Genomic DNA, 22,601 nt, shown 5'->3' on the forward strand with positions numbered 1-22,601 from the left:
ATTAATCGATACGTTGGTGAGACGTGTTGATAAAACAGAATTTGCCTGGCGGCACTAGCGCGGTGGTCCCACCTGACCCCATGCCGAACTCAGAAGTGAAACGCCGTAGCGCCGATGGTAGTGTGGGGTCTCCCCATGTGAGAGTAGGGAACTGCCAGGCATCAAATTTAGCGTGCTGATATGGCTCAGTTGGTAGAGCGCACCCTTGGTAAGGGTGAGGTCCCCAGTTCGACTCTGGGTATCAGCACCACTTTTTAGGTTAAAGTTCGGCACGTTGTAAAGAATTTGCCTGGCGACAATAGCGCGGCGGTCCCACCTGACCCCATGCCGAACTCAGAAGTGAAACGTCGTAGCGCCGATGGTAGTGTGGGGTCTCCCCATGTGAGAGTAGGGAATCGCCAGGCATCAAATAAAGCAAAAGGCCCAGTCGAAAGACTGGGCCTTTTGCTTTTGTGTTATCGTTTGCCGATGAGCTTCTTTGCTGCCCAGGGAAAATCTAACTGGCATCGATATGAACATTGCGCAGCAACGGTCCGGAGAGAGGGACAGGACGTTCGCCATCATTGCTCACCATCAGAGTAAAGGCCCGCTCTTCGACCGGGCCTTTGGTGTTTGTTGGTCCTGAACCCTGAATCTGAAAAGTTTGCCGATAGCGATGGACGACTCATTGCCAGCGGTCTCTGGCAACAACAACGGCTAAGAAAGCTGGCGAACTATCGTCAGGAAGAGCCTGAATGATCGCTTACTTTGGGGAATGGAGTGGAGCAGATACAGGGGATATACCTGTATCTGCGGTTGGGGAAGCGATCTAGCGGGTCAGAGCAACGATCCCTAACGTGAGGCCGGCTACCGCGGCCGCACCCCCGGCGATTGCGCCTGCGGTTTCCCAGTTGTCTTCTGTTGTGCCTTTCATACAGGTATTGGTATGGACTAAGCGGCCTTGCGAGTCATAAACCGGTACGCAGGGAGAGTCATGGGCACAGCCTGCCAGCAGAGAGGCCAGCAGCGCCACGATTAAATACTTTTTCATGATATTACCTCTGGATAATCCGCTGGGTTGTACTGAAAGCCAGTGCAGAACGGAATGGCTTATTTTATCACCGCGGATTGTCCGGGCCGGAGGCCGAAATCATCTCAATATATGAGCCGCGTAAATATCGTGAAGATAAGCCCGGGAATATGCAGAAAAGATGGAGAGAAAGATTGTGATTCAGCAATGCTGCGTGCGATGGCGGTTGCCAGACTGTGGCGCGTTTAGCTGGCTGCCAATATTGCATGCGAAAAAAAGCGCCCGCAAGGGGCGCCTTCAAGACATAGCCGAGTTATTCAGCGTGCCGGGTAAAGCGTCGTCTAACGACCACGAAGAAGACCGGAACAAAGAAGATTGCCAGCAGCGTCGCGGTCAGCATCCCGCCCATCACGCCGGTGCCAACCGCATTCTGCGCCCCGCTGCCGGCACCATGGCTAATCACCAGCGGCATGACCCCGAGAATAAAGGCCAGAGAGGTCATCAGAATAGGCCGCAGGCGCATCCGCGATGCCTCCAGCGTGGCCTCAATGATCCCTTTCCCTTCTTTCTCCATCAGATCCTTGGCGAACTCGACGATCAGGATCGCATTCTTGGCCGACAAACCGATCGTGGTCAAGAGCCCGACCTGGAAGTAAACGTCATTATTCAGCCCACGCAGCGTGGCGGCTAACAGCGCGCCAATGACCCCCAGCGGAACCACTAACATGACTGAGAAGGGGATCGACCAGCTCTCATACAGCGCCGCCAGACACAGGAATACGACGATCAGCGAGATGGCATAGAGCGCAGGCGCCTGGTTGCCGGAGAGCCGTTCCTGGTAAGACATCCCGGTCCAGTCATAACCGATGCCGCTCGGCAGTTTACTGGCCAGCGTTTCCATCAGCGCCATGGCTTCCCCGGTACTTTTGCCTGGCGAAGCTTCACCGAGGATCTCCATAGATGGCAACCCGTTGTAGCGCTCCAGGCGCGGCGAGCCATATATCCAGCGTGAAGTGACAAAGGCGGAGAACGGCACCATTTCGCCGTTGGCGCTACGAACATACATGTTGTTAATGTCGCTCGGCAGCATACGGAAGTGGGCATCAGCCTGAACGTACACTTTTTTCACGCGGCCGCGGTCAATAAAGTCATTGACGTAGTATCCGCCCAGCGCGGCTGATATCGTTTCATTGATATCGGAGAGCGATACGCCCAGCGCCTGCGCTTTTTCCTGATCGACATCCAGTTTGAACTGAGGGGTATCTTCCAGCCCATTAGGGCGTACCCGAACCAGCTGATCCGGATGCTGTTTCACCATGCCCAGCAGTTGATTGCGCGCCTGGGTCAGAGCGGTATGACCGAGTCCGCCCTGGTCGATCAGTTCAAAGTCGAAGCCGGTGGCGGTACCCAGCTCAATAATGGCTGGCATGTTGAACGGGAAAACCATGGCGTCTTTGATCTGGCTAAAGGCTACGGTGGCCCGCTTGATGATGGACTCCACGCTGTTTTCATCGCCGCTGCGCGCTTCCCAGGGCTTCAGACTGACAAACGCCATACCGGAGTTTTGTCCCTGGCCGCTGAAGCTGAAGCCGTTAACGGTAAAGACGCTTTCGACGTTGGCCTTCTCGTTATGCAGGTAGTAGTCTGTCACCGTATCCAGGACCTTCTGCGTGCGCTCCTGGGTAGCACCGGACGGCAGCTGGATCATGGTCAGGAAGACGCCCTGGTCTTCGTCGGGCAGAAAGGACGTGGGCAAGCGCATGAACAGCACGGCCATCCCCACGACGATCAGCAGGTAGATCACCAGATAACGGCCAGTTCCACGTAAAATACCGCTGACGCTGTTGGTATAGTGGTTAACGCTCTGGTCGAAGCGGGCGTTAAACCAGCCGAAAAATCCTTTTTTCTCATGGTGTTCAGCTGAGGCTGGCTTCAACAACGTGGCGCAGAGCGCCGGAGTCAGTACCAGCGCAACCAGCACGGAGAGCGCCATGGCGGAGACGATGGTGATTGAAAACTGACGATAAATCGCGCCGGTTGAGCCGCCGAAAAAGGCCATCGGGACAAATACTGCGGAGAGCACCATGGCGATACCCACCAGCGCTCCCTGGATCTGCGACATAGATTTTTCCGTCGCTTCTTTTGGCGAGAGCTTCTCCTCAACCATCACACGTTCGACGTTTTCCACTACTACGATAGCGTCATCGACCAGCAGACCTATCGCCAACACCATGCCAAACATTGTCAGCGTGTTGATGGAGTAGCCAAACATCGACAATACCGCGAAGGTTCCCAACAGCACCACGGGTACGGCAATGGTTGGAATGAGCGTTGCGCGCATGTTCTGCAGGAACAGATACATGACAAGAAAGACGAGAATAATTGCTTCAAAAAGCGTTTTGACCACTTCGTGAATGGAGATTTTGACGAAAGGGGTCGTATCATACGGATAAACCACCTTCATCCCCTGAGGGAAGTAGGGCTGCAGCTCGGCCAGCTTCGCTTTAATCGCGGTGGCGGTATCCAGGGCGTTGGCGCCGGTCGCAAGCTTAATACCCAGACCAGAGGCAGGTTTACCGTTAATTCTGGCGACAACGTTATAGTTCTCTCCCCCCAGCTCAATGCGGGCGACGTCTTTCAGATGGACGACAGAGCCATCGGCGTTGACCCGCAGCGTGACCTTGCCAAACTCCTGCGGATCTTTGAGCCGCGTCTGAGCGATGATTGACGCGTTCAACTGCTGGCCTTTCAGCGCTGGCGTACCGCCGAGCTGACCCGCGGCGATCTGATCGTTCTGGACCTGCAGCGCATTGATGACGTCCACCGGCGTCAGGTTGTATTTATTCAGCAGGTTGCCATCCAGCCAGACGCGCATAGCGTACTGCGCGCCGAACAGCTGCACATCGCCCACGCCGTTGAGGCGGCTAATAGGATCTTTGACATTGGAGGCAACATAGTCAGAAATATCGTCCTGGGTGGTGGTCGGGTTATCAGAGATAAAGCCGGCGACCAACAGGAAGCTGCTACTGGATTTCTCGACGCTAATCCCTTGCTGCTGTACTTCCTGGGGCAGCAGCGGCGTGGCCAGCTGCAGTTTGTTTTGCACCTGTACCTGGGCAATATCGGGATCGGTACCCGATTTAAAGGTGAGCGTAATGGTTACCGAACCGGCAGAGTCGCTGGTCGACGACATATACATCAGGTTGTCGATGCCGTTCATATTCTGCTCGATAACCTGGGTGACGGTATCCTGTACGGTCTGGGCATCTGCACCGGGGTAGGTGGCGGAGATCGCTACCGCAGGAGGGGCGATTGTCGGGTACTGAGCTATCGGCAGCTGCAGGATGGCCAGGCCGCCGGCAATCATCATAATGATGGCCAGCACCCAGGCGAAGACCGGTCGATGAATAAAAAACTTAGACATGGCTGGGTATCCTTATTGCACGGCCGGCGCCGCACGCTCCGCTTCCGCTTTGACAGTGACGCCTGGACGGACTTTCTGTAAGCCGCTGACAATCACTTTATCGCCCGGCTTCAGCCCACTGGTGATAAGCCACTTATCGCCAACGGCCTGAGTCGCGACCACTTCCCGGGTTTCAACCTGGTTTTTGTCATTCACCAGCATCACGGAGGCATCACCACGCGGCGTGCGGGTCACCCCTTGCTGCGGTACCAGGATAGCCTGCGGATCGACGCCTTCGTCTATGCGGGCGCGGACGAACATCCCTGGCAGCAGGACATGCTGCGGGTTAGGGAAGATAGCGCGCAGAGTAATTGAGCCCGTACTTTCATCAACAGTGACGTCAGAAAACTGCAGTGAACCTTTGAGCGGATAGGCCTGGCCGTTCTCCATGACCAGCTCAACGCTTTTAGTATCACCGCCGCGCTGCAGGCTTTCCTGCTTAAGGCGCATGAAGTCATTACTGGACTCCGTCACGTCAACATAGATGGGATCGAGCTGCTGGACGGTAGCCAGGGCATCCGATTGGCCGTTGGTGACCAGCGCCCCTTCGGTGACGCTCGATTTACCGATGCGCCCGCTAATGGGGGAGGTTACTTTGGTGTAGGCCAGGTTGATACGGGCCGTTTCTACGGCAGCTTTGGTGGCGATGACATCGGCATCGGCCTGGCGGGCGGTGGCCACTGCCTGATCGTATTCCTGCTGGCTGATATATTTAGTACCCAGCAGTGGAACGTAGCGTTTCACCGTCAAATGGGCGATAGCGGCCGCGGCTTCGGCTTTGGCCTCATCGCCTTTGGCGCTGTTCCACGCCGCCTGGTAGGTCGCCGGATCGATCTGATAGAGCGACTGGCCTGCTTCGACATCACTTCCTTCAACAAAGTTACGCTTCAGAATGATACCGCTCACCTGGGGGCGGACTTCCGCTACGCGAAAAGCAGAGGTTCGGCCCGGCAGTTCGGTGGTGACTGATAGCGGCGCGCTGTTCACTACATGGACCGTCACCTGCGGCGCCTGCGCATGGGGTTGCTGGTTGTCAGAATTATCGCAACCGGTTAGCAATAAGGCCGAGATAATTAAACCGGATAAAAGTGTCACTCTGGCGTGAGTCGTCATGGCGGTTCCTTATAGATTACGTACCCAATCAGGCGGCGAATCTGTGAAAGAAAGAGGGAATCAAAAAGCAGTTTGCCATCCTACAAATAAACGCCGTTGGATGTAAGAGATACTTATTTTTAAGCAATCAGCAAGGCACGCAAAAACAAAAAAATGGTCACTGTAGTATTGCGATTTATCGCAATTGTAAAAGTTGATAAATAGACATTATTTCAGTGAATGTATTTTCCGGTGATATTCACTTGAATAATTAATTCTCTTTTCGCATCAGGATTAACTTGTCTGCATTTTTGCTAAATAATACTTCATGGCAAATGCTAGATTAATTCTAATTAAGAATATCCTATATGATCTGCTTATCGGGAAGTGGGGCCTTGTATGGCAAGAAAAACAAAAGAAGAGGCGCAGCGCACGCGGCAGCTCCTGATTGAGTCCGCAATCCAGCAGTTCGCCCTGCGCGGAGTAACCAACACCACCCTGACGGATATCGCCGATGCGGCGGGAGTGACTCGCGGCGCGGTGTACTGGCATTTTGCCAGTAAGACGGAGCTGTTTAATGAAATGTGGCAGCAGCAGCCGCCGCTTAGAGATTTGATTCAGCCCAGTCAGGCCATAGAGTACGAACATGAGCCGCTAAATGCTTTACGCGAGCGGTTTATTGCAGGCCTGCGCTATATTGCTGCGAATCCTCGACAGCGCGCTCTGATGCAAATTCTTTATCAGCGCTGTGAGTTTTCCAGTGATATGCTTTCGGAATACGAAATTCGCCAACGTATTGGTTTTAATTATTCACTCATTGGCGGCATCCTGCAGTGCTGCGTGCGTAACAATATATTGCCAGCCGAAACAAACATTGAGATGATATTAATTGTTTTACACAGTGCTTTTTCCGGGCTGATTAAAAACTGGCTGCTCGATCCGCAACGCTTCGATCTTTATCAGCAGGCGCCTGCGCTGGTGGATAATATAATGGCGGTGGTCTGTGCTGCGCGTTTATCGGGAGGGCCTGCGCTACGGCTGGTGAATTAGTAATGAGTTCTGTTGGCGCAGATAATAAAAAAGGCGCTTCCCCATGCCGAAGAGCGCCTTTTATATCAAGCAAGCAACTGACTAGTATCAGTTCATGCCGTATTTTTTCAGTTTTTTACGCAGCGTACCGCGGTTGATGCCCATCATCAGAGCAGCGCGGGTCTGGTTACCACGGGTGTATTGCATCACCATGTCCAACAGGGGCTGTTCAACTTCAGCCAGTACCAGCTCATACAGGTCATTCACATCCTGACCGTTCAGTTGAGCAAAATAGTTCTTCAGTGCCTGTTTAACCGAGTCACGCAGGGGCTTTTGAGTTACCTGATCCTGAGAGTTAACGGTAGAAACGGTCAGTACGTCAGAATTTACGCGTTGTTCGAACATAGTTCTGTCAGCTCTTTATTTCTATTACGCAAAATTTTCGAAGTATGCCTCCAACGCCTCCAGCTGTTCGCTGGCATCCTCAATGGCGTTGAATGTGCGCCGAAACTGGTCATCTGGAGCATGTTCCTGAAGATACCAGGAGACGTGTTTACGCGCGATTCGGTACCCTTTTGCCTGACCATAAAAGTCATGCAATTCCCGAACGTGCGCACAAAGCAAGCGCTTCACCTCTGCCAGCGGCAGCGGGGGTAGCAGCTCTCCAGTGTCCAGATAATGCTGGATTTCCCGAAAGATCCAGGGTCTTCCCTGAGCTGCACGGCCTATCATCAGGGCATCAGCCCCTGTATAGTCGAGCACAGCTCTGGCTTTAAGCGGGTCAGTAATGTCGCCATTCGCGATAATCGGAATGGAAACTTTCTGCTTAACTGCCCGAATACTGTCGTACTCAGCGTCTCCGTTAAACAAGCAGGCGCGGGTGCGTCCGTGAATAGTCAGAGCCTGAATGCCACACTCTTCGGCCAGTTGGGCAATCTCTACGCAGTTACGGTGTTCCGGTTCCCAACCGGTGCGAATCTTGAGAGTCACAGGAACGTCCACCGCGTTAACGACCGCCGTCAGGATCGACTTCACCTGGTCGGGGTACTGCAAGAGGGCTGAACCTGCAAGCTTGCGATTCACCTTTTTCGCCGGGCATCCCATATTGATATCAATAATCTGGGCGCCGCTTTCCACGTTAATCCGCGCGGCGGCAGCCATCTCTTCCGGCACGCTACCGGCGATTTGCACGGTACGAATACCGGGCTCATCGATATGCACCATCCGTAAACGGGACTTGTCGCTCTCCCACACCTGTGGGTTAGAAGACATCATCTCGGAAACGGTTAAACCCGCTCCCATCTCGTAGCACAGCGTCCGGAATGGTCTGTCAGTAATGCCAGCCATGGGCGCTGCGATCAGGCGATTTCTGAGCTGGTGGTGTCCGATGCGCATGAGTTAAGAAATGACCATACTGTGACTGCAAGGCGGCGTATATTACGCATTTTTTGCACGAGATGAAAGGCCAAACTTTGAGCAATCCTCTGTTGCAGATCAATGAATCCGGGACTAGCGTAAAAGGGATGAATAAATACTTATATTAATCATTGATTTAATGGATGATGGATAATTTGTGTCCATTTATAAAATCATAAAACTTCTCGATTTTTCTTGGATAAACTGGCCGCATGGCGATATAAAACGCTGTTTTTGTAGCCAAAAAAGTGCTCTGTAGTGCGATCTGCCTCTCATTTCCTGGCATTATTTGGTGGCAACTGGAAACAAAAATGCGGCCCGTAGGCCGCATCGCGCTTAGTTTTTCCGGCCGGTAATCCGGCACCACTCTTCCTTCTCGACCACCGGGTCAAGGGCGAAGAGATCGGCATAGGCTTCACAGACGCTCTCCGCCTGGCTGGCAAGGATGCCGGAAAGCCCCAGCAAACCGCCTGAAACGGGCAGGACGCTGATTAATGGCGCCAGCTCACGCAGCGGGCCTGCCAGGATATTCGCGACCACCACGTCGGCTTTCATCGACTCCGGTTGGTCCTGAGGAAGATAGAGCTCCAGGCGTTCAGAAACGCCGTTACGCTGCGCGTTATCACGACTGGCCTGAATAGCCTGCGGGTCGATATCAATCCCGATTGCTTTTGCCGCCCCCAGCTTCAGTGCGGCAATCGCCAGGATGCCGGAGCCGCAGCCGAAATCAATCACCGTTTTTCCGTTGAGGTCGAGCCCATCCAGCCACTGCAGGCACAGGGATGTCGTCGGATGCGTACCGGTGCCAAAGGCCAGACCCGGATCGAGCATCACGTTGACGGCATTTTCATCCGGAACATCGCGCCAGCTTGGGCAGATCCATAGCCGCTCCCCGAAGCGCATGGGGTGGAAGTTATCCATCCATTCCCGTTCCCAGTCTTTATCTTCCAGCTGCTCGATCTTATGCGCGAACCCGGCGCCCAGCAGCGGATGCTGCTCCAGTTGGGCAACGACCGCTTTCATATCGGTTTCAGCATCGAACAGGCCGATTACGTCGGTATCCCCCCACAGGCGGGTTTCCCCGGGCAATGGCTCAAATACCGGCGTATCGTGCGTATCCTGGAAGGTGATCGAGACCGATCCGGCCTCCATCAGCGCATCGCTAAGATCTTCAGCGTTCGCGCCGGTGGTATTTAGTTTCAGTTGGATCCATGGCATAGCAAAACTCTTTATTTATCAGTAGTCAAAATGGGGGGCTGTGGGGCGGGACGACCGAAACGGTTCCCCGCCACAAACGCCAGCAAACTCAGTAGCAGCGCGGGAACGATCGGGTGAAAGCCCAGAAACTGCACTTTCAGCGTGGCCAGTACGGCATACAGGACGCCGCCTACGATCATCGCGCTCAGCGCGCCAGCCGCGTTGGCGCGTTCCCAGTAAAGGCCCAGCACCAGCGGCCACAGGAAGACGGCTTCCAGGCCGCCGAAAGCCAGCAGGTTCAGCCAGATTATCATCTCCGGCGGCCGCCAGGCCGCGAGCAGCAACAAGACCCCCAGCAGGAGCGTGATGCCGGCGGACATGCGTTTAAGCCGCTTTTCGTTAGTCGCCTGATCCGGCCGCCAGTTCAGGTACAGATCTTTGATGATCGTAGCGGAACTTTGCAGAAGTTGGGCATTGATCGTCGACATAATCGCCGCCATCGGCGCGGCAAGGAAGATCCCGGCGGCAAAGGGCGGAAGCACTTTAACCATCAGCGTCGGGATCACCAGATCCGGCACGGTTAAATCGGGGATCACCGCCCGGCCTAATGCCCCAGCCAGATGCATGCCAAACATCAGGATCGCCACCACGATGGTGCCGATAATGATGCCGCGATGCACGGCTTTGCTGTCTTTGTAGGAGATACAGCGCACTGCGGTATGTGGCAGACCAATAACGCCGAAGCAGACCAGCACCCAAAACGAGGCCATAAAGGTTGGCGAGAGGATATCTTCCGCGCCCTGCGGGGACACCAGCTTGACGTCGATCGACTGCAGCGTCTCTACCGCATGGCCAACCCCCCCGGCGGCGTGGATCACGCCTACCAGCAGCACGATCGTGCCGATCAGCATTACCATGCCCTGCATCGTGTCGTTGAGCACGCTGGCGCGAAAGCCGCCATAGGCGGTATACAGCGCGATGCTGACCCCGAAGATCAGCAGGCCGGTATCGTAAGGAATACCGGCAGCCGTCTCCAGCAGGCGGGCGCCGCCGATAAACTGGACGGTCATGGCGCCGACAAAGGCCACCAGCAGACTCAGGCTGGCCAGCCAGACCAGCAGGCGACTCTGATAGCGAGCAAACAGCATGTCATTGAGGGTGACAGCATTATAGCGACGCGCAAGGATGGCGAATTTTTTCCCCAGCACGCCCAGCGACAGCCAGATGGCGGGGAGCTGGATCATCGCCAGCAGCACCCAGCCCAGGCCGTATTTATAGGCGGCGCCGGGTCCGCCGATAAATGAGCTGGCGCTGATATAGGTGGCGGTTAGCGTCATGGCCAGCACGAAGCCGCCCATCGAGCGGCTGCCGAGAAAGTACTCATTAAGAAAGCTACCTGAGGCGCGTTTTCTCATGGCGTAGAGGGATAAACCGAACACCACCACCAGGTAGGCGATCAGGGGAATAATGACCTCAAACTGCATCATCGTCCTCCAGAGAAATATCGCGGAAAATCAGTTTGACCATCGCCCAGCACAGCAGAATGAACAGCAGCGGTACCAGCAGGCAGGCCATTTCAAACCAGTGTGGCAGGCCGGTAAAGCCAATAGCCACCCCCGGCAGATAGGCGGCGGCCAGCCAGGCGGCAAGGTAGAGAAGGGTCAGCCACAGCGCCCAGCGCGCTTCTTTGTGGGCCTGAACAAAGCGTTTGTCCATTTTTTGTCCCTTGAGGATGAAGAAAGCGGGGATTGTACCGCATGGTATAGATGAGGAGAGAGAAAAAGAAAAAAGGCCGGTTTACCCGGCCTTTTGCTGAGAGAGCAGAATTATTTTTCCTGCAAGCCGAGTTTTTTCTCCAGATAGTGGATATTGGTGCCACCATGCTGGAAATTCTCGTCGCTCATAATGCGCATCTGCAGATCGACGTTGGTTTTGATGCCATCGATGATCAGCTCCTGCAGCGCATTCTTCATGCGGGCAATCGCCACGTCACGGCTTTCGCCGTAGCAGATCAGTTTACCGATCATGGAGTCATAGTACGGCGGTACGGTGTAACCGGCGTAAATATGTGACTCCCAGCGCACGCCAAAGCCACCCGGCGCGTGGAAACGGGTGATTTTGCCCGGGCTCGGCAGGAAGGTGTTCGGGTCTTCGGCGTTGATACGGCATTCCACCGCATGGCCGCGAACCACCACTTCATCCTGCTTGATAGACAGCGGCTGGCCGGCTGCGATACGCAGCTGCTCTTTGATCAGGTCAACGCCGGTGATCATTTCAGTTACCGGATGCTCTACCTGGATACGGGTGTTCATTTCAATGAAGTAGAACTCGCCGTTTTCGAACAGGAACTCAAAGGTACCCGCCCCGCGGTAGCCGATATCCACACAGGCTTTCGCGCAACGCTCGCCGATGTAGCGACGCAGTTCCGGGGTGATGCCCGGCGCCGGCGCTTCTTCGACCACTTTCTGATGACGGCGCTGCATGGAGCAGTCACGTTCAGCCAGATAGATAGCGTTGCCCTGACCATCCGCCAGCACCTGAATTTCAATGTGGCGTGGGTTTTCCAGGTATTTCTCCATGTAGACCATGTCGTTGTTGAAAGCCGCTTTGGCTTCCGCTTTGGTCATGGAGATGGACTGTGCCAGTTCAGCGTCGCTACGTACAACGCGCATACCGCGACCGCCGCCGCCGCCGGAAGCTTTGATGATCACCGGATAGCCGATGCGTTTGGCATGGGCGCGGTTAGCGTCCATGTCGTCGCCCAGCGGGCCATCAGAACCTGGAACGGTCGGAACGCCAGCTTTCTTCATGGCGGTGATGGCGGACACTTTGTCGCCCATCAGGCGGATAGTGTCGGCTTTCGGGCCGATGAAGATAAAGCCGGAACGCTCAACCTGCTCAGCAAAATTAGCGTTCTCAGAGAGGAAGCCATAACCCGGGTGAATCGCTACCGCGCCAGTGATCTCAGCGGCGCTGATAATGGCCGGAATGTTCAGATAGCTTTTTACGGACGGAGCCGGACCGATGCAGACCGTCTCATCCGCTAACAATACGTGTTTTAGATCGCGATCCGCAGTAGAGTGCACAGCGACAGTCTTGATGCCCAGTTCTTTACAGGCACGCAGGATGCGCAGTGCGATCTCGCCACGGTTAGCGATGACAATTTTATCCAGCATGTTCGCCTCGTTACTCGATAACTACCAGCGGCTCGTCGAATTCTACCGGTTGGCCGCTTTCGATCAGAATGGCTTTCACCACGCCGGCTTTGTCGGCTTCGATCTGGTTCATCATTTTCATCGCTTCGACGATGCACAGGGTGTCGCCCACGTTAACTTTCTGGCCAACTTCCACAAACGCTTTCGCGTCCGGGCTCGGCGTACGATAGAAAGTACCAACCATCGGGGAACGTACGATGTGACCACTGATTTCCGCTTTCGCCGGCGCTTCAGCCGCAGCAGCTGGTGCGGCAGTCGCGGCGGCAGGCGCCTGAGGCTGCATCATCGGCGCAGCATAAGCCTGCTGCATAACCGGATAGCTTGCGGCCGGTGCAGAGCGGCTGATGCGAACAGACTCTTCGCCTTCAGAAATTTCCAGTTCGGAGATACCTGATTCTTCAACCAGCTCGATCAGTTTTTTAATCTTACGAATATCCATGAGTGGGTTCCGTACTCTTTGTTTAGTGTGATTGTGACAGGCGTTTTACCGCCGTCTGTAAAGCGTATGAATAACCATCCGCCCCCAGCCCGCAAATGACGCCAGCGGCGACATCTGACAGATACGAGTGCTGGCGGAAGGGTTCGCGTGCATGCACATTGCTCAGGTGAATCTCGATAAACGGGATGTTCACGGCGAGCAAAGCGTTACGGATTGCTACGCTGGTATGCGTGAACGCGGCCGGATTAATCAGGATATAGTCCACGTTGTCTTTAGCCTGATGAATTCGGTCGATTAACGCATGCTCCGCGTTGGACTGCAGGTGATCCAGACTCACATTCAGCGCCGCCGCTTCAGATGTTAAACGGTTAACAATTTCAGCCAGCGTGAGAGGGCCATACTTCTCAGGCTCGCGGGTACCGAGCATGTTAATGTTTGGACCATTCAAAAGCAAAATGTGAAACTTCACTGCCATTGTGTGGCGATCTCCTGCCATTTTCGGGTAAAAAACAACATATACCTTCAATGCGCCCTTGTCACCTTTTCAGGGTCAGAAAACCCCGTCAGGAAAACCAAAGTCGCACATTATAACGATTTCGTAGCAATTGGCAGCTAAATACTGGTCTTATCAGGGAAGATTATCAACCGCTATCTGAAAAAGAGTCGCGGTTGATAAAGGATCTGCGGGAAACTGCACATTACCGGATTGCGCGCCACCACTGGCGGAACTTCTTGTAACGCCATGTCAATAGCGCCGCTGCCAGCAGGGCATATATAACGGGCTGCGGCGAGACGATCTTCACTGACCACAGGTAGTGTATCGGCGCGAGGATCGCCACCAGATAGACGAAGTTGTGTAAAAGTTGCCAGCGATGCCCCAGTTTTCGCTGCATCGCTTGCGTGGAGGTCACCGCCAGCGCCAGCAGAATCGCCCAGCAGATCATGCCCAATGTCAGATAGGGGCGGGTGATAATCTCCGAGCCCAGCAGCGCCAGATTGTTAATGCCCAGCTCCAGTAGGGTATAGCTGGTCAGGTGCAGCGTCGCCCAGGCAAAACACCATAAACCTAACAGCCGACGAACGCGAATCAATAATGGCTGCTTCGCATAGCGCGCCAGCGGAGAGACCAGCAGCGTCGCCAGCAGAAACTTAAGCGCCATTCTGCCGGTAAAGTGCTGGATATCCTTGGCTGGATCGGCGCTCAAGTAGCCCTGGTGCCCGGCCCAGAATAACCAGACCAGCGGCAAAAACCCCGCAAGGTGAAGTAAAACCTTCAGACAGACGATCTGTTTGACGGTGAAACGCACTAGAAGTTCTCCCGCAGATTCATGCCGCGATACAGCGACGCCACTTCGTCGGCATAGCCATTAAACAGCAACGTCGGTTGACGCTTCACATCGAGCACGCCGCCGGCGCCGATAAACCGCTCGCTAGCCTGTGACCAGCGGGGGTGATCGACGTGCGGATTGACGTTGGCGAAGAAGCCGTATTCGTCCGGCGCCGCCAGGTTCCAGGTGGTTGGCGGCCGCTCGCGGGTCAGCTCGATACTAACAATGGATTTTATGCCTTTAAAACCGTACTTCCACGGCACGGTCAGGCGGACCGGCGCGCCGTTTTGCGGCGGCAGCGCTTTGCCATACACCCCGACGGTGAGTAGCGTCAGCGGGTGCATCGCTTCATCCAGCCGTAGCCCCTCCACGTAAGGGTAAGCGAGCCCCCCGCCGATAAACCGGTCTTTCTGGCCGGGCATTTGATCCGGAGCATAGAGGGTTTTGAAGGCCACATAGCGCGCGCTGCTGGTGGGCTCCACCAGCGCCAGCAGTTTATGCAGCGGGAAGCCGACCCAGGGGACCACCATCGACCAGGCTTCCACACAGCGCATACGATAAATGCGCTCTTCCAGCGGGAAGCGTTTGGTCAGATCGTCATGGTCAAGGGTCAGAGGTTTCGCCACTTCGCCACCGATGGTGAGCGTCCAGGGATCGGTGCGCAGGCTACCCGCGTTCGCCGCCGGATCGGCTTTATCGAGGCCGAATTCATAAAAATTATTGTAACCGGCGACCTTATCTTCCGGGGTAAGCGTCAGATTAGCCTGCCACTCGGCGGGTTTAGCAAACTCCAGGGCCTTGCCCGCTGGCGCTGGTGGGCGGTCGTGGCCTTTAAACCAGTCCAGCAGGTCGGCCTGCGCGGCGGCGGGAAGGGAAAGCGCGGTCGCGCTGATACCCAGCATTTTCAGCACCTGGCGCCGCTTGAGCATAAAAACGGATTCGGCCGTGACGTCGGCTTCCGTCAGTTTTTTTCTTTTCATGGTGTCCTCCGTCATGCGTTTTCCTAAGCATGACGGAGACGGCGATGAATGGCGAATATGTCACGAAAAATTGCACATTAGGATGAGGAGCCGCCGCCGAAGCAGAGGCGCGGTCGTCCAGGAATCATCGGAAAGTGGCGCAAGACGTTTCCTTTGCCGCGCATGACCCGGCATCTTTAGCAGGGAAAAGGGAGCGTTAAGCTGGCCAGACGGTATAGCGGTAATAATTTGCGCCGCCGGCGCGGGTTTGTCATCCTGCGTCTAAAATTAAAGCGCTTCTGGCACAGGCCGCAGGCGGGCGACGATTGGCAAATTTTTTCTGCAAACTATACTCGCTATCGGCATACTTTTACCGATAATACGCATTCCATTGCCAGACTCGCCATCTTTGATAGTATGCGTCGCGCTTTAAAAGGTTAATGCTTGCGGCAAGGCGCGCGCCGGCACGGGAGCCTGATGGTTCATCGGGTAGTCATTCACTCGCGGAGTTAACACAGGGATGCGATTAACGACGAAGTTCTCAGCCTTTATTACGCTGCTAACTAGCCTGACCATCTTTGTCACGCTGATTGGCGCTTCGCTGAGTTTTTATAACGGCATTGAGAACAAGGTCGAAAACCGCGTTCAGGCGGTGGCGACCATGCTGGATAACCGGCTCATCACCACCTCTTTCGATAAGCTTGAACCGCAGTTGGATGAGCTGATGACGCCGATCGAGATCGTGCATATCGATTTCATGCTCAACGGCAAACCGCTCTACAGCCATTCCCGACCCGATAGCTATCGCCCGCTCGGCAGCCATGAGCAATTCCGTGAGATCACGGTTCAGTCGCTTAAACATCCTGGCATTACGCTGCATCTGGTCTACGTTGACCCGATGGTGAACTATTTCCGTTCGCTGTCGATCACTGCCCCGCTGTCGATCTCAATTGGCTTCATGGTGGTAATTATTTTCTTCGCCGTCCGCTGGATCCGCCGCCAGCTGGCCGGCCAGGAGCTGCTGGAGCTGCGTTCCACGCGTATCCTGAGCGGCGAGCGCGGGCCGCAGGTGCGCGGGTCGGTCTATGAATGGCCGGCCAGCACCAGTAGCGCGCTGGATATGCTGCTGTCGGAGCTGCAGTTCGCCAGCGATCAGCGCAGCCGGATGGATACGCTTATTCGCTCCTACGCGGCGCAGGATTCGAAAACCGGACTGAATAACCGCCTGTTTTTTGACAATCAGCTGGCCACGCTGCTGGAAGACCAGGAGAAGGTGGGAGCCTACGGCATCGTGATGATGATCCGTCTGCCGGAGTTTGATCTGCTACGGGACAACTGGGGACGGGCGGCGGCCGAAGAACATTACTTTACGCTTATCAACCTGCTCTCTACCTTTATTATGCGTTACCCCGGCGCGCTGTTGGCGCGCTATCACCGTAGCGACTTCGCCGTGCTGCTGCCGCACCGTACGTTGAAAGAGGCGGATAGTATCGCCGGCCTGTTGCTGAAGGCGATGGATGCGCTGCCTCCAACGCGTATCCTCGATCGCGACGATATGATGCATATCGGCATCTGTTCTTTCCGCAGCGGGCAATCGGCGGCGCAGGTGATGGAACATGCGGAAGCGGCGACGCGCAACGCGGTGCTGCAGGGCAGCAACAGCTGGTCGGTCTATGATGACACCCTTCCGGAGAAAGGTCGCGGCAACGTTCGCTGGCGAACGCTGATCGAACAGATGCTGAGCCGCGGCGGGCCGCGGTTGTACCAAAAACCTGCTGTCACCCGCGACGGGCGGGTACATCATCGTGAACTGATGTCGCGGATGTACGACGGTAAAGAAGAGGTGATTGCAGCGGAATACATGCCGATGGTGCTGCAGTTTGGCCTGGCGGAGGAGTATGACCGCCTGCAGGTAACGCGCCTGCTGCCGTTTTTAGGCTTCTGGCCCGAGGAGAATTTGGCGCTCCAGCTGTCGGTGGAGTCGCTGATCCGTCCGCGTTTCCAGCGCTGGCTGCGCGATGCCTTGATGCAGTGTGAAAAATCGCAGCGTCAGCGGATTATTTTTGAACTTGCAGAGGCAGATGTTTGTCAATATATCGGCCGTCTGCAGCCGGTTATGCGATTGGTTAACGCTCTGGGCGTTCGGGTGGCAGTGGTTCAGGCGGGGTTAACCCTGGTTGGAACCAGCTGGATCAAGCAGCTGGATGCGGAGCTGATCAAACTGCATCCGGGTCTGGCGCGCAACATCGAAAAGCGCAGCGAGAACCAACTGCTGGTGCAAAGCCTGGTGGAAGCCTGTAAAGGCATGCCTATGCAAGTTTTTGCGACGGGCGTACGCAGCCGCAGCGAGTGGTTGGTACTGTCCCAATGCGGTGTCACGGGCGGGCAGGGGGAATTTTTTGCCGCCTCACAGCCACTTGACACAAATGTGAAAAAATATTCGCAAAGATACTCGGTTTGATCTGCCGTTTAGCGTGATTTCACGTAGAATAACGCGCGCCATCGTGAAGGGGGTGTGCTTGTCTACCTGCCGGATCATCGCAATGTAAATGCCAGTGACCCTCCTTTGACAGGTTACAAATTCAGGCGTGGAGCGCTGCTGAAGATTTCAGCAATGAACGGAGTCGGGAAAATTTGTAACAAAGGAAATGAACTGCACTAATTTTCACCGCAGCAGGTGATTTTTGCGCCTTGTCGCTGCTGCGTGTGGTTGGTAAAGTAAGCGGATTTTGTTTTCCGCCCCAGCTTTCAGGATTATCCCTTAGTATGTTAAAAAAATTTCGTGGCATGTTTTCCAATGACCTGTCCATTGACCTGGGTACCGCGAATACCCTTATTTACGTAAAAGGACAAGGCATCGTATTGAATGAGCCTTCCGTGGTGGCCATTCGTCAGGATCGTGCCGGATCGCCGAAAAGCGTCGCCGCCGTGGGTCATGAAGCGAAGCAGATGCTCGGCCGTACCCCGGGTAATATCGCGGCGATTCGCCCGATGAAGGACGGCGTTATCGCTGACTTCTTCGTGACGGAAAAGATGCTGCAGCACTTTATCAAACAAGTGCACAGCAACAGCTTTATGCGCCCGAGCCCGCGCGTGCTGGTGTGTGTACCGGTTGGCGCAACCCAGGTCGAACGTCGCGCTATTCGTGAATCCGCGCAGGGCGCAGGCGCCCGTGAAGTCTTCCTGATCGAAGAGCCGATGGCGGCAGCGATTGGCGCAGGCTTACCGGTTTCTGAAGCGACCGGCTCCATGGTGGTGGATATCGGTGGCGGTACCACTGAGGTGGCGGTTATCTCCCTGAACGGCGTGGTCTATTCCTCTTCTGTACGTATCGGCGGTGACCGCTTCGACGAAGCCGTTATCAATTACGTGCGTCGTAACTACGGCTCCCTGATCGGTGAAGCGACCGCTGAACGTATCAAGCATGAAATCGGTTCGGCTTACCCGGGCGATGAAGTGCGCGAAATTGAAGTGCGCGGTCGTAACCTGGCGGAAGGCGTGCCACGCGGCTTCACCCTGAACTCAAACGAAATTCTTGAAGCGCTGCAGGAGCCTCTGACCGGCATCGTGAGTGCGGTCATGGTTGCCCTTGAGCAGTGCCCGCCGGAACTGGCGTCTGATATCTCTGAACGCGGGATGGTTCTCACCGGCGGTGGTGCGCTGCTGCGCAACCTGGACCGTCTGTTAATGGAAGAAACCGGTATTCCAGTCGTGGTTGCTGAAGATCCGCTGACCTGCGTAGCGCGTGGCGGCGGCAAGGCGCTGGAGATGATCGACATGCACGGCGGCGACCTGTTTAGCGAAGAGTAGTCAGCCTGAAGGTCCGGGGCGGCATACGAGCTGCCCCTGGTCTTTACTGACACGAGAATACGCATAGCCTATGAAGCCAATTTTTAGCCGTGGCCCCTCGCTACAGATTCGCCTTATTCTGGCGGTGCTGGTGGCGCTTGGCGTGATTATCGCCGACAGCCGCCTGGGTACGTTCAGTCAAATCAGAACGTACATGGATACAGCCGTCAGCCCTTTCTACTTTGTCTCTAATGGTCCCCGGGAACTGCTCGACAGCGTATCGCAGACGCTAGCTACCCGCGACCAGCTCGAACTGGAAAACCGCGCGCTGCGCCAGGAGCTGTTGCTGAAAAACAGCGATCTGCTGATGCTGGGCCAGTACAAGCAGGAGAACGCGCGCCTGCGTGAACTGCTTGGCTCGCCGCTGCGCCAGGACGAGCAAAAAATGGTGACGCAGGTCATCTCAACGGTCAACGACCCTTACAGCGATCAGGTGGTTATTGACAAAGGCAGCGTGAACGGCGTCTATGAAGGCCAGCCGGTTATCAGCGATAAAGGCGTCGTGGGGCAGGTCGTGGCCGTGGCGAAAATGACCAGCCGGGTGCTGCTGATCTGCGATGCCACTCATGCGCTGCCGATCCAGGTTCTGCGTAACGACATTCGCGTCATTGCCGCCGGTAACGGCTGCACGGACGATCTCCAGCTTGAGCATCTGCCGGCGAATACCGATATTCGCGTCGGCGACGTGCTGGTGACCTCCGGTCTCGGCGGTCGTTTCCCTGAAGGGTATCCGGTTGGGGTAGTCTCCTCGGTGAAACTGGACACCCAGCGCGCCTATACCGTGATTCAGGCGCGTCCGACGGCCGGGCTGCAGCGCTTGCGCTATCTGTTGCTGCTGTGGGGCGCCGATCGTAATGGCGCTAACCCGATGACCCCGGAAGAGGTTCATCGGGTGGCTAACGAACGTCTGATGCAGATGATGCCGCAGGTACTGCCTGCGCCGGATGCGATGGGGCCGCAGATGCCGGCGCCCGCCACCGGGTTGACGCCGCCTCAGCCGTCGCAGCCTGCAGGGGGGCAATAGTGGCAAGTTACCGTAGCCAGGGACGCTGGGTTATCTGGCTCTCGTTTCTTATCGCGCTATTGCTGCAAATTATGCCCTGGCCGGCGGACATCAGCGTTTTCCGGCCCAACTGGGTATTATTGATCCTGCTGTACTGGATCCTCGCGTTGCCGCACCGGGTAAACGTGGGGACGGGTTTCGTGATGGGGGCTATTCTTGATCTCATCAGCGGTTCAACGCTCGGCGTTCGCGCGCTGTCTTTAAGCATCGTCGCCTATCTGGTCGCGCTGAAGTATCAGCTGTTCCGTAACCTGGCGCTGTGGCAGCAGGCGCTGGTGGTAATGCTGTTATCCCTGGCCGTGGATATCATTGTTTTCTGGGCAGAGTTTTTAGTGATCAACGTCTCTTTCCGTCCGGAAGTATTCTGGAGTAGTGTAGTAAACGGCATCCTCTGGCCATGGCTCTTCCTGCTGATGCGTAAAGTGCGTCAGCAATTTGCAGTGCAATAAGGTTGATATGACAACTCTGTATCTCGCTTCTGGTTCCCCGCGTCGGCAGGAACTGCTGACTCAGCTTGGTCTCGCTTTCGAGCGTCTGGTTCCTGGTATCGAGGAGCAGCGACAGCCGCAGGAGAGCGCCCAGCACTATGTCGTCCGCCTGGCGCGCGAAAAAGCGCAGGCCGGGGTGGCGATGGCCACCCGCGATTTGCCGGTGCTGGGAGCGGATACGATTGTCATTTTGAACGGCGAAGTGCTGGAAAAACCGCGCGACGCCGAACACGCTGCAGCGATGCTGCGTTTGCTTTCCGGCCACACCCATCAGGTCATGACCGCGGTGGCGCTGGCGGATAAGCAGCAAACGCTGGACTGTCTGGTGGTCACGGAAGTGACCTTCCGGCGGCTCAGCGAGCAGGATATCGCCGATTATGTGGCCAGCGGCGAGCCTTTAGATAAAGCAGGTGCATACGGTATTCAAGGGTTGGGTGGTTGCTTCGTCAGGAAGATTAATGGCAGCTATCACGCCGTAGTCGGCTTACCGCTGGTGGAAACGTATGAGTTGCTCAGTAACTTTAACTCACTGCGTAAAGGAAAGGGATAAAGATGACGGCTGAATTATTAGTTAACGTAACGCCATCCGAAACGCGCGTTGCGTATATTGATGGCGGTATTCTGCAGGAAATCCATATTGAGCGTGAAGCGCGACGCGGAATAGTAGGCAATATCTACAAAGGTCGTGTTAGCCGAGTGCTGCCGGGAATGCAGGCGGCTTTTGTAGATATTGGTCTGGATAAGGCGGCGTTCCTTCACGCCTCCGATATCATGCCGCATACCGAGTGCGTCGCCGGTGAGGAGCAAAAGCAGTTTACCGTGCGCGATATTTCGGAGCTGGTGCGCCAGGGCCAGGACCTGATGGTCCAGGTGGTTAAAGATCCGCTGGGTACCAAAGGCGCGCGTCTGACCACCGATATTACCCTGCCTTCCCGCTATCTGGTCTTTATGCCAGGCGCCTCCCACGTGGGGGTCTCTCAGCGGATTGAAAGCGAAGCCGAGCGCGAGCGCCTAAAAAAGGTCGTCGCAGAATATTGCGATGAGCAGGGCGGGTTTATCATTCGCACCGCTGCGGAAGGTGTTCACGAGCAGGAGATGGCCGCCGATGCCGCTTATCTTAAGCGCGTATGGACCAAGGTGATGGAGCGCAAAAAGCGCAACCAGACCCGCTATCAGCTGTATGGCGAGCTGGCTCTGGCCCAGCGCGTGCTGCGTGATTTTGCCGATGCGCAACTGGATCGCATTCGCGTCGACTCGCGCCTGACCTATGAGGCGTTGCTCGAATTCACCGCCGAATATATCCCGGAAATGACCAGCAAGCTGGAACACTACAGCGGCCGTCAGCCGATATTCGATCTCTTTGACGTTGAGAACGAAATTCAGCGCGCGCTGGAGCGTAAAGTCGAGCTCAAATCCGGGGGCTATCTGATCATCGACCAGACCGAGGCGATGACCACCATCGATATCAACACCGGGGCCTTTGTCGGGCACCGCAATCTTGACGATACGATCTTCAATACCAACATCGAAGCCACCCAGGCGATAGCCCGCCAGCTACGTTTGCGTAATCTCGGCGGCATTATCATCATTGATTTCATAGACATGAACAATGAAGATCACCGTCGACGGGTGTTGCACTCTTTAGAGCAGGCGCTGAGTAAAGATCGGGTGAAGACCAGCATTAACGGCTTCTCCCAGCTGGGCCTGGTGGAGATGACCCGTAAACGCACCCGTGAAAGCGTGGAGCATGTGCTGTGCAACGAGTGCCCAACCTGCCACGGACGTGGAACGGTAAAGTCGGTGGAAACGGTGTGCTATGAGATTATGCGTGAGATCGTCCGCGTACATCATGCTTATGATTCCGATCGCTTCCTGGTCTATGCTTCCCCTGCGGTGGCGGAAACCCTGAAAGGGGAAGAGTCGCATGCGCTGGCGGAAGTGGAAATCTTTGTCGGCAAACAGGTGAAGGTACAAATTGAGCCGCTCTATAATCAAGAGCAGTTCGATGTGGTTATGATGTAAGACACCGCGTCATTGTGCGGCTGACAAGGAGA

At 55.6% G+C, this 22,601-nt stretch carries 21 protein-coding genes, 1 tRNA gene and 2 rRNA genes; 11 read left to right on the forward strand and 13 right to left on the reverse strand.

The genetic code is table 11. The features are described from left to right. Positions 1 to 44: 44 nt before the first annotated feature. The 3 genes from rrf (KB890_RS16590) (at position 45) to rrf (KB890_RS16600) (ending at position 404) form a co-directional block, all read left to right on the forward strand. Positions 45 to 160 (forward strand): 5S ribosomal RNA (rrf, locus tag KB890_RS16590). A 14-nt stretch (positions 161 to 174) separates the two neighbouring features. Further along, a tRNA-Thr gene (locus tag KB890_RS16595) sits at positions 175 to 250 on the forward strand. Positions 251 to 288: 38 nt separating this feature from the next. Beyond that, positions 289 to 404: ribosomal RNA gene (gene rrf / locus KB890_RS16600) — 5S ribosomal RNA — on the forward strand. A gap of 404 nt (positions 405 to 808) precedes the next feature. Here rrf (KB890_RS16600) and KB890_RS16605 read toward each other — a convergent pair. From KB890_RS16605 to KB890_RS16615, 3 genes are all read right to left on the reverse strand, one after another. Continuing rightward, positions 809 to 1,030, reverse strand: a complete 222-nt coding sequence (locus KB890_RS16605) for a putative periplasmic lipoprotein (protein WP_002919103.1) — start codon at positions 1,028 to 1,030, stop codon at positions 809 to 811. A gap of 292 nt (positions 1,031 to 1,322) precedes the next feature. Beyond that, positions 1,323 to 4,433 carry an efflux RND transporter permease subunit gene (locus KB890_RS16610; protein WP_004144975.1) on the reverse strand — a complete coding sequence of 1,037 codons (3,111 nt, stop codon included), beginning with the start codon at positions 4,431 to 4,433 and terminating at the stop codon, positions 1,323 to 1,325. A gap of 12 nt (positions 4,434 to 4,445) precedes the next feature. After that, positions 4,446 to 5,585 carry an efflux RND transporter periplasmic adaptor subunit gene (locus KB890_RS16615; RefSeq protein ID WP_002919101.1) on the reverse strand — a complete coding sequence of 380 codons (1,140 nt, stop codon included), beginning with the start codon at positions 5,583 to 5,585 and terminating at the stop codon, positions 4,446 to 4,448. 378 nt (positions 5,586 to 5,963) lie between these two features. Between KB890_RS16615 and envR the strand changes: the two genes are divergently transcribed. Then, complete coding sequence (gene envR, locus KB890_RS16620) at positions 5,964 to 6,614, forward strand: acrEF/envCD operon transcriptional regulator (RefSeq protein WP_004150972.1); 651 nt, start codon at positions 5,964 to 5,966, stop codon at positions 6,612 to 6,614. Between the two features lie 87 nt (positions 6,615 to 6,701). Here envR and fis read toward each other — a convergent pair whose 3' ends face one another. The 10 genes from fis to msrP all read right to left on the reverse strand — a co-directional run bounded on the left by fis (position 6,702) and on the right by msrP (position 15,168). Beyond that, positions 6,702 to 6,998 (reverse strand): DNA-binding transcriptional regulator Fis, encoded by a 297-nt coding sequence (gene fis / locus KB890_RS16625; RefSeq protein WP_000462905.1) that lies wholly within the window; start codon positions 6,996 to 6,998, stop codon positions 6,702 to 6,704. Positions 6,999 to 7,022: 24 nt separating this feature from the next. Continuing rightward, entirely contained in the window at positions 7,023 to 7,988 is a 966-nt protein-coding gene (gene dusB / locus KB890_RS16630; RefSeq protein WP_004144972.1) for a tRNA dihydrouridine synthase DusB, read from the reverse strand. A gap of 357 nt (positions 7,989 to 8,345) precedes the next feature. Further along, positions 8,346 to 9,227 carry a 50S ribosomal protein L11 methyltransferase gene (gene prmA, locus KB890_RS16635; protein WP_002918745.1) on the reverse strand — a complete coding sequence of 294 codons (882 nt, stop codon included), beginning with the start codon at positions 9,225 to 9,227 and terminating at the stop codon, positions 8,346 to 8,348. An 11-nt stretch (positions 9,228 to 9,238) separates the two neighbouring features. Next, positions 9,239 to 10,690, reverse strand: a complete 1,452-nt coding sequence (gene panF / locus KB890_RS16640) for a sodium/pantothenate symporter (RefSeq protein WP_004181435.1) — start codon at positions 10,688 to 10,690, stop codon at positions 9,239 to 9,241. Next, complete coding sequence (locus tag KB890_RS16645; RefSeq protein WP_002918740.1) at positions 10,680 to 10,922, reverse strand: YhdT family protein; 243 nt, start codon at positions 10,920 to 10,922, stop codon at positions 10,680 to 10,682. Before KB890_RS16645 ends, panF begins: the two co-directional genes overlap by 11 nt. Positions 10,923 to 11,032: 110 nt before the next feature. Next, positions 11,033 to 12,382 carry an acetyl-CoA carboxylase biotin carboxylase subunit gene (gene accC / locus KB890_RS16650; protein WP_002918738.1) on the reverse strand — a complete coding sequence of 450 codons (1,350 nt, stop codon included), beginning with the start codon at positions 12,380 to 12,382 and terminating at the stop codon, positions 11,033 to 11,035. Between the two features lie 10 nt (positions 12,383 to 12,392). Further along, positions 12,393 to 12,860, reverse strand: coding sequence for an acetyl-CoA carboxylase biotin carboxyl carrier protein (accB, locus tag KB890_RS16655; RefSeq protein WP_002918736.1), 468 nt, complete (start codon positions 12,858 to 12,860; stop codon positions 12,393 to 12,395). 22 nt (positions 12,861 to 12,882) lie between these two features. Further along, complete coding sequence (aroQ, locus tag KB890_RS16660; protein WP_020325264.1) at positions 12,883 to 13,335, reverse strand: type II 3-dehydroquinate dehydratase; 453 nt, start codon at positions 13,333 to 13,335, stop codon at positions 12,883 to 12,885. A gap of 223 nt (positions 13,336 to 13,558) precedes the next feature. Then, complete coding sequence (gene msrQ, locus KB890_RS16665) at positions 13,559 to 14,167, reverse strand: protein-methionine-sulfoxide reductase heme-binding subunit MsrQ (protein ID WP_020325267.1); 609 nt, start codon at positions 14,165 to 14,167, stop codon at positions 13,559 to 13,561. Continuing rightward, on the reverse strand, positions 14,167 to 15,168 hold the full coding sequence (msrP, locus tag KB890_RS16670; RefSeq protein ID WP_004174108.1) for a protein-methionine-sulfoxide reductase catalytic subunit MsrP: 1,002 nt from the start codon (positions 15,166 to 15,168) through the stop codon (positions 14,167 to 14,169). Before msrP ends, msrQ begins: the two co-directional genes overlap by 1 nt. A 228-nt stretch (positions 15,169 to 15,396) precedes the next feature. On the opposite strand from msrP, the gene KB890_RS16675 reads away from it, so the two are divergent. The 7 genes from KB890_RS16675 to rng all read left to right on the forward strand — a co-directional run bounded on the left by KB890_RS16675 (position 15,397) and on the right by rng (position 22,569). Then, positions 15,397 to 15,588 (forward strand): hypothetical protein, encoded by a 192-nt coding sequence (locus KB890_RS16675; protein ID WP_020325272.1) that lies wholly within the window; start codon positions 15,397 to 15,399, stop codon positions 15,586 to 15,588. Positions 15,589 to 15,667: 79 nt separating this feature from the next. After that, complete coding sequence (gene csrD, locus KB890_RS16680; protein ID WP_002918686.1) at positions 15,668 to 17,608, forward strand: RNase E specificity factor CsrD; 1,941 nt, start codon at positions 15,668 to 15,670, stop codon at positions 17,606 to 17,608. Positions 17,609 to 17,913: 305 nt separating this feature from the next. Beyond that, positions 17,914 to 18,957, forward strand: coding sequence for a rod shape-determining protein MreB (mreB, locus tag KB890_RS16685; RefSeq protein ID WP_002918653.1), 1,044 nt, complete (start codon positions 17,914 to 17,916; stop codon positions 18,955 to 18,957). A gap of 70 nt (positions 18,958 to 19,027) precedes the next feature. Then, positions 19,028 to 20,020, forward strand: coding sequence for a rod shape-determining protein MreC (gene mreC / locus KB890_RS16690; RefSeq protein ID WP_004149974.1), 993 nt, complete (start codon positions 19,028 to 19,030; stop codon positions 20,018 to 20,020). Continuing rightward, a complete protein-coding gene (gene mreD / locus KB890_RS16695; protein ID WP_002918648.1) occupies positions 20,020 to 20,508 on the forward strand; it encodes a rod shape-determining protein MreD in 489 nt (162 codons plus the stop codon). Before mreC ends, mreD begins: the two co-directional genes overlap by 1 nt. Positions 20,509 to 20,515: 7 nt before the next feature. Beyond that, on the forward strand, positions 20,516 to 21,097 hold the full coding sequence (locus tag KB890_RS16700; RefSeq protein ID WP_002918646.1) for a Maf family protein: 582 nt from the start codon (positions 20,516 to 20,518) through the stop codon (positions 21,095 to 21,097). 2 nt (positions 21,098 to 21,099) lie between these two features. Continuing rightward, on the forward strand, positions 21,100 to 22,569 hold the full coding sequence (gene rng, locus KB890_RS16705) for a ribonuclease G (RefSeq protein WP_002918644.1): 1,470 nt from the start codon (positions 21,100 to 21,102) through the stop codon (positions 22,567 to 22,569). The last annotated feature ends 32 nt before the right edge of the window (positions 22,570 to 22,601 follow it).

It is taken from the genome of Klebsiella sp. P1954 (assembly GCF_018199955.1).
Classification (GTDB): Bacteria; Pseudomonadota; Gammaproteobacteria; order Enterobacterales; family Enterobacteriaceae; genus Klebsiella; species Klebsiella pneumoniae.